Source organism: Hymenobacter sp. UYP22 (assembly GCF_040547285.1).
Taxonomy (GTDB): domain Bacteria; phylum Bacteroidota; class Bacteroidia; order Cytophagales; family Hymenobacteraceae; genus Hymenobacter.
Genome location: NZ_JBEPPK010000019.1, coordinates 74674 through 86853, shown reverse-complemented (window position 1 = coordinate 86853; position 12180 = coordinate 74674). Strand labels below are relative to the sequence as shown.

Genomic DNA, 12180 nt, shown 5'->3' with positions numbered 1-12180 from the left:
CCACCAAGTGCCCCGCTCCACCATGGATATCCGCCGTACGTTCGACATTCTGCCCCACCTGCAGCAGAAGTACAATAAGCCCGACTGCTTCGCCGCCAAACTCAACGGCCAGTACACGCCTATTAATACCGATACGGTGGTCGAGAAAGTAAACCAAGTGAGTCTGGGTTTACGCAGCTTGGGCATCGGTAAGGACGATAAAGTGGCCATCATTTCCATGAACCGCCCGGAGTGGATGTTTGCGGATTTTGGCATTGCCCAGTTGGGCGCTACCAGCGTGCCCATGTACCCCAGCATCACAGTAGAGGATTACAAGTATATCTTCACGGATGCCGGTGTAAAGGCCGTTTTTGTATCGGATAAAAAGCTGTTCGACAAAGTACGGGAAGCTACTCAGGGCCTCGATATTCCCCAGCAAAACGTTTTCACCTTTGATAAGATTGAGGGTGCGCGTCACTTTGAAGAGCTGCTGGAGCTAGGCAAAAAAGGCAATGCCCAAGAGCTTGAGCCGCTGAAATCCGCCGTGCAGCCCGACGATTTGCTCACGCTGATTTACACCTCGGGTACCACCGGCCAGCCCAAGGGCGTGATGCTCACCCACAACAACCTGCTCAGCAACTGCCGCAATGCTCAGCGCTTCGTGCCCGTCACTAAGGATGACAAAGCCCTGAGCTTCCTGCCGCTCTGCCACATTTTTGAGCGCATGGTAACCCACCTCTACCTCATCAACGGCGTGAGCATCTACTACGCTGAAAGCATGGAAACCATTGCCGACAACCTGCGCGAGGTGAAACCCGAAATCTTCACTACCGTGCCGCGCCTGCTGGAAAAGGTGTATGACAAGATTGTAGCCAAGGGCCACGAGCAAACCGGCGTTAAGAAAAGCCTGTTCTTCTGGGCTTTGGACCTGGGCCTCAAATACGATAACCAGAAGGATAACGGCTTCTTCTATAACACCCAGCTGGCCCTCGCCAACAAGCTCATCTTCAGTAAGTGGCGCGAGGCACTGGGTGGCAACCTACGCTGCATTGTGAGCGGTGGCGGCGCTTTGCAGCCCCGCCTCGCCCGCGTGTTCTGGGCCGGCGGTATCCGGGTAATGGAGGGCTACGGCCTCACCGAAACCTCCCCGGTAATTGCCGTAGGTGGCTACGAGCCCGAAAACAACATGATTGGCACCGTGGGCCCCATCATCGACAACACCGAGGTAAAAATTGCCCAGGATGGCGAAATTCTCACCAAATCGGAGTCGGTAATGAAGGGCTACTACAACAAGCCCGAGCTAACGGCTAAGGAATTCGACGAGGAAGGCTGGTTCCACACCGGCGACATCGGCGAGATTGTAGATGGCAAATTCCTCAAAATCACCGACCGCAAAAAGGAAATGTTCAAAACCTCCGGCGGCAAGTACATTGCCCCGCAGGTCATTGAAGGTAAACTCAAAGAGTCGCCGCTGGTAGAGCAGTGCATGGTGGTCGGCGACGGGCAGAAATTTCCTTCTGCACTGGTCATTCCCTCTTTCGACGACCTCAAAGGCTGGTGCAAGCGTAACAACGTGAACTGCAATTGCTCCAATGAGGAGCTGGTGAAAGACGAGAAAGTGGTGAAAATGTACGAAGACCTCGTGCACAAGTACAACAGCGGGTTTGCGCAGTGGGAGCAGGTCAAGAAAATTGCGTTGCTGCCCACTCACTGGACCGTAGAAACCGGCGAAATGACCCCCACCATGAAGGTTAAGCGCAAAGTCATCACCGAAAACAACAAGGACATTATCGAAAGCCTCTACAATCAGGACGGCCATCGGTAAGCGGAAAACGGCGCTACTGCATCAGCAGTAGCGCCGTTTCTGTTTCAAGGACGGTTGGGGAGAATAGGATACTGTGCTTGCGGGAACACGCGGACCAGCGGCGCGGGCCAAACTTTTTTTGGTTAACTTAGTATGCAAGCATAACAGTTTTCTGTATGTTTACCGGACTTGCAGTACCTACCCATGACTCCCGAAGAAACCGTCGATTATAATATCAAAGTAGCGTGGCACGCCATTTCGCGCATGTACAATACGCAGGCCGCCAAGCACGACATTACCACCAGCATCGGCTTCGTGCTGCTGAACATCGACCAGGAGAACGGTACCCCGGCCACCAAGATAGCACCTTTACTGGGCCTCGAAACCCGCTCCCTCACGCGTATTCTGCGCTCCATGGAGGAAAAGGGGCTTATCTACAAGCAGGCTGACACCCAGGACAAACGCTCGGTGCGCATCTTCCTGACCGAGGAAGGCCTGCGCGGTAAGGAAATTTCCCGCCAGACGGTGCGCCACTTCAATCAGAAAGTGCGCGAGAAAATCCCGCAGAGTGAGCTAAACGTGTTCTTTAAGGTAGTCGGCCAGATTACCGGCATGATTGAGGGCAAAACTCTTTACGACGACTTCAAACCGAAACCCTTGCGCTCCGAGTCGCCGGCTTAGCCGGGCGGCGCGGAGTTTTTTTACGGGCTTGCTTCCAGCTAAGAGTGGAAGTTTGCTTGCTTAAAAACTCGGCATGACGACTAGTTCAGTCCTTCGGCTGACAACTGGTAACTGACAACTAACTATTCATTTTCCCACCTCATTCCTCCCCACGAATGAACCGTACCATCAAAAAAGTAGCCGTATTGGGCTCCGGGGTGATGGGCTCGCGCATTGCGTGCCACTTCGCCAACATCGGTGTGCAAGTGTTGCTGCTCGACATTGCGCCCAAGGAGCTGCTGCCCGCCGAGGAGGCCAAAGGCCTGAAGCTGGACAATCCGGCCGTGAAGAACCGCATCGTGAATGCCTCGCTGCAGGCGGCCGTAGCGGCCAATCCGTCGCCGCTGTACCGCAAGGCTGATGCCGCGCGCATCAAAACCGGCAACTTCGACGATAACCTCAAGGACATTGCCGGCTGCGACTGGACGATTGAGGTGGTAGTGGAGCGTCTCGATATCAAAAAGAGCCTGTTTGAGCGCGTGGAGCAGTACCGCAAGCCCGGTACGCTCATCACCTCCAACACCTCGGGCATTCCGATTCACATGATGACGGAAGGTCGTTCCGACGACTTCCGCAAGCACTTCTGCGGCACGCACTTCTTCAACCCGCCCCGCTACCTGAAGCTGCTCGAAATCATTCCGACGCCGGAAACCGACAAGTCGGTGGTGGATTTCCTGATGCACTACGGCGACCTGTACCTGGGCAAAACCACCGTACTCGCTAAAGACACGCCCGCTTTCATTGCCAACCGCGTGGGCGTTTTCGCCATCATGGACGTGGTGCAGGTGATGAGCGAGCTGGGCCTGACGGTGGAGGAAGTGGACAAGCTGACCGGGCCGGTTATCGGCCACGCTAAGTCGGCCACGTTCCGCACCTCTGATGTGGTAGGTCTGGATACGATGATCAACGTGGCCAACGGCCTCGCCCAGAACCTGCCCAACGACGAAGCAAAGCACGTGTTCCAGCTGCCCGACTTCATCAAGAAGATGGCCGAGAACAAGTGGCTGGGCGACAAAACCGCCCAGGGCTTCTACAAGAAAGTGAAGGGCGCCGGCGGTAAGTCGGAAATTCAGGCCCTCGACCTGAACACGCTGGAATACAAGCCCAGCGCCAAGGTGAAATTCGCCACCCTGGAAGCCACCAAGCCGATTGAAAAGCTGGCGGACCGCTTCAAGGTGCTGGCCGCCGGCAAAGACAAGGCCGGGGACTTCTACCGCAAGACCTTCGCGGGCCTGTTTGCCTACGTGAGCAACCGGATTCCGGAAATCACCGACTCGCTCTACAAGATTGACGACGCTTTGCGCGCCGGCTTCGGCTGGGACCTGGGCCCCTTCGAAACCTGGGATGCCATGGGCGTGCAGAAGGGTCTGGAGCTGGCCAAGGCTGAAGGCAAAACCGTAGCGCCGTGGGTAGAGGAGATGGTAGCCGCTGGCCACACCGCCTTCTACAAAGTGAGCGAAGCGGGCGTGAAGCAGTTCTACGACATCGAGTCGAAGAGCTACCAGGCCATTCCGGGCATGGAGAACTTCATCATTCTGGATAACCTGCGCGCCACGGGCAAAGTGCTGTGGAAAAACGCCGGGGCCTCGGTACTCGACATGGGCGACGGTATCCTCAACGTGGAGTTCCACTCGAAGATGAACGCGCTGGGCTCCGACGTAATCCAGGGCCTGCTGAAAGGCGTGGAGCTGGCTGAAAAGGACTTCCGCGGCCTCGTAGTGGGCAACGACGCGCCGAACTTCTCGGCTGGTGCCAACCTGGGCCTCGTGTACATGTTCGCGCTGGACCAGGAGTACGACGAGCTGAACCTGATGATTGCCCAGTTCCAGCAGGCCATGATGCGGATGCGCTATAGCAGCATTCCGGTGGTGGGCGCGCCCCACGGCCTGGCTTTAGGCGGCGGCTGCGAGCTGAACCTGCACTGCGACCGGGTGGTAGCAGCGGCCGAAACCTACATGGGCCTCGTGGAATTCGGCGTCGGCCTGATTCCGGGCGGCGGCGGTACCAAGGAAATGACTCTGCGCACCGCCCTCAAATATGAGGAAGGTGAGCCTGAGTACAACCTGCTGCGCAACGCCTTCATGACGGTGAGCACCGCCAAGGTATCCACCTCGGCCCACGAAGCCTTCGACCTGGGCTTCCTGCGCCGCGGCGACGAAGTGGTGGTAAACTCCAACCGCGTGCTGGCCCAGGCCAAAGCCGCTGCCATTGAGCTGGCCGAGGACGGCTACACCCAGCCGGTGCAGAAAACCAACATCAAGGTGCAGGGCAAAGGCGCTCTGGGCATGTTCCTGACCGGCGTGCACGCCATGAAGGAAGGCCGCTACATCTCCGACCACGACGTGAAAATTGCCAACAAGCTGGCCTACATCATGTGCGGCGGCGACCTGAGCAGCCCCACCGAGGTATCGGAGCAGTACCTGCTGGACCTGGAGCGCGAAGCCTTCCTCAGCCTCACCGGCGAACGGAAAACGCTGGAGCGGATTCAAAGCATCCTGACCACTGGCAAACCGCTGCGGAACTAGTAGCTAAAATGTCGTTGTCATGCTGAGCGCAGCCGAAGCATCTCGCGTGCTGATGTTGCCAAAGTAATTTGATTACCTACGAGCGAGATGCTTCGGCTGCGCTCAGCATGACAAACGGTTTTAGTTATCCCACTACTTTCTTCAAGACTCACTACAATGAATGCATATATCGTAGCCGGTTACCGTACGGCCGTTGGCAAAGCCAACCGTGGCGGTTTCCGCTTCACCCGTCCCGATGACCTCGCCGCCGACGTCATCAAGCACTTGGTGGCCTCGGTGCCCCAGCTGGACCCCACCCGCATTGACGATGTGATTGTGGGCAACGCCGTACCGGAGGCCGAGCAGGGCTTGCAGATGGGCCGCCTGATTTCGCTGCTGGCGCTGCCCATGAATGTGTCGGGCCTCATCGTGAACCGCTACTGCGGCTCCGGCGTGGAAACCATTGCCATGGCTGCCGGTAAAATTGCCGCCGGTATGGCCGACTGCATCGTGGCCGGTGGTACCGAAAGCATGAGCCTGGTGCCCACCGTGGGCTGGAAAACCGTGCCCAACTACAAGCTCGCCCAGCAGCACCCTGATTACTACCTCGGCATGGGCCTCACCGCCGAAGCCGTGGCCCAGGATTACGGCATCACCCGCGAAGACCAAGACCAGTTTGCCTACAACTCGCACCAGAAGGCCATTAAAGCCATTCAGGAAGGCAAGTTCAAAGAGCAGATTGTGCCCGTAACCGTGGAGGAAACCTACCTCGACCAAGCCACCGGCAAAAAGAAAAACCGCTCGTTCGTGGTGGATACCGACGAAGGCCCCCGCGCCGATACATCGATGGAGGCCCTGGGCAAGCTGCGCCCCGTGTTTGCCGCCAACGGCTCGGTAACGGCCGGTAACTCGTCCCAGACTTCCGACGGTGCCGCTTTCGTCATTGTGATGTCGGAGCGCATGGTGAAGGAGTTGAACCTGGAGCCGATTGCCCGCATGGTGACCTACGCTACCGAAGGCATCGACCCGCGCATCATGGGCATGGGTCCTATCAAAGCCGTGCCGAAGGCGCTGCGCCAGGCCGGCATGAAGCTCCAGGATATCGACCTGTTTGAGCTGAACGAGGCCTTCGCCTCCCAGAGCCTGGCCGTGATGCGCGAGCTGGACATGGACCAGAGCAAAGTGAACGTGAACGGCGGCGCCATTGCCCTCGGCCACCCGCTGGGCTGCTCCGGTGCCAAGCTCAGCATCCAGTTGTTCCACGAGCTGCGCGCCCAGGGCCAGAAGTACGGCATGGTAACCGCCTGCGTAGGCGGCGGCCAAGGCGTAGCCGGCATCTACGAGTTGCTGAAGTAGCAGTGCAGCATACGCTTTAGCTTGTGCCGTGGGCGGCCCGAAGCCCAGCTTCGGACGGAAAACTCAGCCGCTCACGGCACAAGCAGAAGCTACAAAACCCTAAATGCTTTTAGCAGAGCTTATCCGGTATGCTAGATCGAGTTGTAATTCATTTATTAATCAGATTCGACAGGCCCTCAAGCGAACCATCTCACTTCTTCAAAAAGTTTATGGCTGAAGCCCCCTTGGGTAAGGACTCAGGAATGAAAGGAGGGGGCTTTTGTGGTACTCATTGGTTGAAGGTATTCAGAGAGAGTGCTAGTGATATGCAGGTGTCAGATCAGCTTGCACTTACCGAATGGCTGAAAAATCAAGGAACGGTACAGTTGCTTGACTGTAGGCTGGGAAGTCTAGATGATGATCCTTATATGCCACCGCTACCCCAACGGAAATAATATGACTCGCGCATGAAGAGAGTTTCCCCGCTGATCCGGGGTTTTCTTTTCGTGAACTAGTCGGCAAGCATAACAAATTTTTGTATCTTTCGGTACGACAAAACAACGAGGCTTACTTGCCGGTAAATAGTAGGTAAGCCGAGTAGTTTCTCTTCTTTTTGACTTCGAATTTTCCCACATCAACCCTCACCCGGTCATGGAAGTAACCAACCAACTTGTGAAAGGCGGCGAGTTTATCATCAAGGAAACCGACGCCCAGGACGTATTCACGCCCGCCGATTTTTCGGAGGAGCAGAACATGATGCACCAGACCGCTCTCGACTTTGTGGAGAAGGAGGTGACGCCGCTGCTGGAGCGCCTCGATAACCACGAGGAAGGCCTCATGCGCAGCCTGATGGAAAAGGCCGGCGAGCTGGGCCTGTTTGGCGTGAGCATTCCCGAGCAGTACGGCGGGTTGGACATGGACTTCCCCACGTCGTTGCGCGTGACCGAGGGTGTGGGTGGTGGTCACTCGTTCCCGGTGGCTTTTGCGGCCCACACTGGCATTGCCATGCTGCCCATTCTGTACTTCGGCAACGAGGAGCAGAAAGCCAAGTACCTGCCCGGCCTCACCAACGGTGAGTTGATGGGTGCCTACTGCCTCACCGAGCCCGGCTCCGGTTCCGACGCCCTGGGCGCCAAAACCAAAGCCATGCCCACTGAGGACGGCGAGCATTACGTGCTCAACGGCCAGAAAATGTGGATTACGAACGGTGGCTTCGCCGACGTATTCATTGTGTTTGCCCAGGTGGATGGTGACAAGTTCACCGGCTTCATCGTGGAGAAAAACACGCCCGGTCTGAGCCTCGGCAACGAGGAGCACAAGATGGGTATTAAGGGTTCCTCGACCCGTCAGGTGTTCCTGTCCGACGTGAAAGTGCCGAAATCGGCGGTGCTGGGCGAGATTGGCAAAGGCCACCTCATTGCTTTCAACATTCTGAACATCGGCCGCATCAAGCTGGCCGCCGCCTGCTTGGGTGCTACCAAAATGGCGGCCACACTGAGCGTGAAATACGCCAATGAGCGGGTGCAGTTCAAGCTGCCCATCAGCAAGTTCGGCGCTATCAAGTACAAGCTGGCCCAGCAGGCCGTGCGTATCTACGCCGTGGAATCGGCTATTTACCGCGCTGGCATGGACATCTTCCGTATGGAGCAGGAGCTACTCAGCAAAGGCCAGAGCCACAATGAAGCTCTGCTAGGCGCTGCCCGCGAGTTTGCCGTGGAGTGCGCTATCCTGAAAGTGGAAGGCTCGGAAGTGCTGGATTACGTGGTGGATGAAGGCGTGCAGATCTACGGTGGCTACGGCTTCTCGGCCGACTACCCCATGGACCGTGCTTACCGGGATTCGCGCATCAACCGCATCTTCGAAGGCACGAACGAAATCAACCGCATGCTGGCCGTCGACATGATCCTGAAGAAGGCCATGAAAGGTGAGTTGGATCTGATGGGCCCGGCCCAGGCCGTGCAGCAGGAGCTGATGGCAATTCCGGACTTCAACCTGGAAGAAGAAACCGGCCTGTTCGCTGCCGAGAAAAAGACCATTGCCAAGCTGAAAAAGGCCATCCTCATGGTAGCCGGTACGGCTGTGCAGAAGTACATGAACTCGCTCGCCAAAGAGCAGGAAGTACTGATGAACATTGCTGACATGGCCATCAAGGTGTACACCGCCGAAAGCACGCTGCTGCGCGTAGAGAAGGAAGCCGCCACCAAAGGCGAGGAGGCCGTTTCGACGCAAATCGACATTGCCCGCGTGTATCTCTACGACACCGTGGACCAAGTGAACAAGTTCGGCAAAGACGCCATCGGCACCATGACCGAGGGTGACGAGCAGCGCCTGCTGGCCATGGGCCTGAAGCGCTTCACTAAAGCCGACCTCTACAACGCCAAGGAGGCCCGTCGTCGCATTGCCGACCACCTCATTGCCGCCAACGAGTACACCTACTAAATCACGGATTTAGCCGGATTCATCGGATTTCGCGGATTTCGTGGATGGTGCTGGCAGGCGCTTTCTGTGGGTCGTGAAACCGATGAGAATAGAGGAAACAGCAAGCCGCTCCCGTTTCGGGGCGGCTTGCTGTGTTTTTTGGGTTGAGGGTATTGCACGATGTAGAGACGCGACACTTCGCGTCTCTTTGTTGGTGAGGTTGTTATGGCCGCTGCTTGATGGCAGGATTCCGATTGTTCAACGCCGAGACGTGAAGTGTCGCGTCTCTACACCGTTTTGGTGGCCTGAAAAACACCACTCAGCACAACGCCAACGGCCGGGCTGCCGTTTGCAGAGGCATACTCCACCTTCAACTCCCTCCAGCTATGGCCAACGAACAGGTACAGGGTAAAGACTTCTACGAGAGCGTGCTGCGGTTTTACGACCACGCGGCCAGCTTCTCCAAGCTCGACCCCGGCATTATCGCCCAGATCCGGGCCTGCAACAGCATCTACAAAGTGAATTTCCCGGTGGAAGTCGACGGCCACGTGCAGGTGTTCGAGGGTATCCGGGTGCAGCACAGCCACCATAAGCTACCCAGCAAGGGGGGCATCCGATACAGCGTGTACGTGGATGAAGAGGAGGTAATGGCTCTGGCCACGTTGATGACCTTCAAGTGCGCCTTGGTGGACGTACCATTCGGCGGCGCTAAAGGCGGGGTGAAAATCAATCCGCGCACTACGCCCGTGAACATCCTGGAGCGCGTGACGCGGCGTTACGCCACCGAACTGATCAAGAAGAACCTCATCGGTCCCGGCATGGACGTGCCCGCTCCCGACTATGGCACCGGCAGCCGCGAAATGGCCTGGATTGCTGATACCTACCAGACTTTCAAATATGGTGATACCAACGCGCTGGGCTGCGTGACGGGCAAGCCAGTAGGGCAGGGTGGTATTCGGGGCCGGACGGAAGCTACTGGCCTGGGCGTGTTTTATGGTCTGCGCGAGCTGCTGCTGGATGAGCCGATGTTGGCCAAAGCGGGCCTGAGCAGTGGTATTGCGGGCAAGCACATTATCGTGCAGGGCTTGGGCAACGTGGGCTACTACGCGGCCAAGTTTTGCCAGGAGGCCGGCGCCCTCATCATCGGTATTGCTGAGCGGGAGGGTGGCATTTACAACAAGGCGGGTCTTGATGTGGAGTCGGTGTTTCTACACCGGCAAAACGGTGGTTCCTTGCTGGGCTTTGCGGGAGCCGAGGACGTGGCTGAGTCATTGGATTTGCTGGAACGGGAATGCGACGTGCTGATTCCGGCTGCGCTGGAAAACCAGATCCACGAAGGCAACGCTGACCGGATTAAAGCCAAAATTATTGCTGAGGGTGCCAATGGCCCGACTACCCAGGCCGCCGAGAAAATTCTGCTGGCCAAGGGCGTTATCATTCTGCCCGATCTGTACCTGAATGCCGGCGGCGTGACGGTATCGTACTTCGAGTGGCTGAAAAACCTGTCCAACGTGCGCTTCGGGCGCATGGGCAAACGGGCCGAGGAAGGGGCTATGCGCCGGTTGGTAGCTACCATCGAGCGTACTACTGGTAAAACCATTACTGAGCAGGAACGGCAACTCATCGTGCATGGTGCCGATGAAATTGACTTGGTGCACTCTGGCCTCGAGGACACCATGATTACTGCTTATCAGTCTATCCGCAAGGTGATGGATGACGTGCCCGGCATTACTGACCTACGCACGGCCGCCTTCTACAGCGCCATCGAGAAAATCGGCGTCAGCTACCAGTCCCTCGGCATCTTCCCATAAGCCGAGGCGGATATCCGCACACAAAAAAGCCGCTTCTGATTCCTCAGAAGCGGCTTTTTGGCATCAGAACGAATCCGTGTAATCTGATAAATCCGGATAAATCCGTGATTTATTTAACCACAATCTTATTCAGCATGAGGGCTGCCGATTTCTTGCTGGGCCGACTCACGCCGATAAGGGTTTTGGCATCTAGCCAGGCCGTAAAATCCTTCACATAGGAAGGGTTCTGGTCGGCGGCTACGTTCAGCCCCAGGCCTTTCGGTTCCGATACCACACCCGTCTGTATGTTTAAGCGGCGTAAATACAGGTCCGACTTGTTTTTGAGCTTCTCCCAGGTAACTACCTGTACTTCGGGGCCAAACACGGCTGCCCGGTAGCCGATGCTGCTGTAGCCTTCGGTGGCCGGCGCCGCTTGGTCCTTCCCAATAATGCTATGCCAGGTAGGCGTCTGAAACTCGTTGTAGCCGAATAAGTGCAGCTCACGGGTGTGGCCGGGTGAGTCATCACCGCCTTCTTCGTACTTCTTCTCGGCCGCAACTACCAGTTGCTTGTCGTCGGTGAGCAGCAGGTCAGTGAGGTACACATCTTCGAGGCGCTTGGCGGCGCTGCCGGTGGCTTTGTTAGCTTCGGCCAGGTACTCAGGCGTGAATTTGACTTCGGGAGCAAACTTCATATCGCCTTCGGCCGAGAAGTCGAACTTCACCACTTTCAAACTGTGATACAGACCGGTTTCCCGCTCGTTACAAATGGCGGCGGCGTACAACACGTTGTCGGGCAGCAGGCGGAAGCGCGAATCGAACACATTTACCACCTTGCCCCCAAACGTACCGCCCACCGACACCGACATCACCTTCACATCGGGCGAATCGTTGCGGTAACGGCGTACGGTCAGCTTTTTCATCTCGTCACCTACCAGTGTCACCAGCTGGGAGCCGTCGTTGCCCACATGCACGGTCGTCGAAAAAAAGCCGCCCTGGTCGTGGAAATCGTAGGTGCGGTCCTTGAGCTTGGTAAGCTTTCCGTCGTACACGCTGGCACTAATGGCTTTAATTTGGGCCCCTTGCGTGAGGTAGCGCCATACCACCAGCTTACTACCATCGGGGGAAAAGGCTACGCCAGGGCGACGGTCACGGGAGGAAGCATCCAACAGTTTTTTAGCCGGTAATTTCTGACCATTGCTCAGGTCCAGGGAATACGCGGTCAGCTGCTGGGATGAGCCACCCTGATGCACAACCACTAGTGCGTGGCTGCTACTGCGCGCAAAGCCATCCACTGCTTCGCCGGCCGTCAAGGGCAGAACCGTGCTCCACTGCCGCTTCAGTTCAGCATCGTACCGTTCCACGGCATACTCGGTGGCCGAGGTATGCGCCAGCACAATAAATCCACCGGCCGGCAAGGGCAGCGTCTTGCTGGGTACTCGCTGGTTATACCGGTCATCCGTTTGCTCGGGCAAGTAGCTAAAGGCCGCTGATTTTACCCGTTGAGCTGAGGCCATGGGCAAGCTGGTCAGTAGCAGAGCGGCTGAAATACCGGTATGCAGCAAAAAAGAAAAACGCACAGGCAAAGACAGTTACGTAAAAGAATAGTAGAGTACGAGAAAAATGCACTC

Annotated in this window: 7 protein-coding genes; 6 read left to right on the top strand and 1 reads right to left on the bottom strand. The window is 56.9% G+C overall.

What is annotated here, in order from left to right; all coding sequences use genetic code 11:
* Positions 1-7 precede the first annotated feature (7 nt).
* The 6 genes from ABIB60_RS21160 (at position 8) to ABIB60_RS21135 (ending at position 10571) form a co-directional block, all read left to right on the top strand.
* Positions 8-1804: an AMP-dependent synthetase/ligase gene (locus ABIB60_RS21160; RefSeq protein WP_354582362.1), complete on the top strand. Its 1797-nt coding sequence runs from the start codon at positions 8-10 to the stop codon at positions 1802-1804.
* Between the two features lie 183 nt (positions 1805-1987).
* Positions 1988-2464 carry a MarR family winged helix-turn-helix transcriptional regulator gene (locus ABIB60_RS21155; protein ID WP_354582361.1) on the top strand — a complete coding sequence of 159 codons (477 nt, stop codon included), beginning with the start codon at positions 1988-1990 and terminating at the stop codon, positions 2462-2464.
* Positions 2465-2619: 155 nt separating this feature from the next.
* Complete coding sequence (locus tag ABIB60_RS21150; protein ID WP_354582360.1) at positions 2620-5028, top strand: 3-hydroxyacyl-CoA dehydrogenase/enoyl-CoA hydratase family protein; 2409 nt, start codon at positions 2620-2622, stop codon at positions 5026-5028.
* A 156-nt stretch (positions 5029-5184) separates the two neighbouring features.
* The gene (locus tag ABIB60_RS21145; protein ID WP_354582359.1) at positions 5185-6363 is read left to right on the top strand and encodes an acetyl-CoA C-acyltransferase; all 1179 of its coding nucleotides are present in this window, start codon (positions 5185-5187) and stop codon (positions 6361-6363) included.
* Between the two features lie 630 nt (positions 6364-6993).
* Positions 6994-8781 carry an acyl-CoA dehydrogenase FadE gene (locus tag ABIB60_RS21140; protein ID WP_354582358.1) on the top strand — a complete coding sequence of 596 codons (1788 nt, stop codon included), beginning with the start codon at positions 6994-6996 and terminating at the stop codon, positions 8779-8781.
* A 365-nt stretch (positions 8782-9146) separates the two neighbouring features.
* Complete coding sequence (locus tag ABIB60_RS21135) at positions 9147-10571, top strand: Glu/Leu/Phe/Val family dehydrogenase (protein WP_354582357.1); 1425 nt, start codon at positions 9147-9149, stop codon at positions 10569-10571.
* A 109-nt stretch (positions 10572-10680) separates the two neighbouring features.
* On the opposite strand, the gene ABIB60_RS21130 is transcribed toward ABIB60_RS21135, so the two are convergent.
* Positions 10681-12129 carry a TolB-like translocation protein gene (locus ABIB60_RS21130; RefSeq protein ID WP_354582356.1) on the bottom strand — a complete coding sequence of 483 codons (1449 nt, stop codon included), beginning with the start codon at positions 12127-12129 and terminating at the stop codon, positions 10681-10683.
* Between the last annotated feature and the right edge of the window lie 51 nt (positions 12130-12180).

What these genes read in the sequence shown, in the direction of transcription:
- ABIB60_RS21155 (WP_354582361.1), top strand. Translation starts at nt 1,988, where the DNA reads ATGACTCCCGAAGAAACCGTCGATTATAATATCAAAGTAGCGTGGCAC.
- ABIB60_RS21150 (WP_354582360.1), top strand. Translation starts at nt 2,620, where the DNA reads ATGAACCGTACCATCAAAAAAGTAGCCGTATTGGGCTCCGGGGTGATG.
- ABIB60_RS21145 (WP_354582359.1), top strand. Translation starts at nt 5,185, where the DNA reads ATGAATGCATATATCGTAGCCGGTTACCGTACGGCCGTTGGCAAAGCC.
- ABIB60_RS21140 (WP_354582358.1), top strand. Translation starts at nt 6,994, where the DNA reads ATGGAAGTAACCAACCAACTTGTGAAAGGCGGCGAGTTTATCATCAAG.
- ABIB60_RS21135 (WP_354582357.1), top strand. Translation starts at nt 9,147, where the DNA reads ATGGCCAACGAACAGGTACAGGGTAAAGACTTCTACGAGAGCGTGCTG.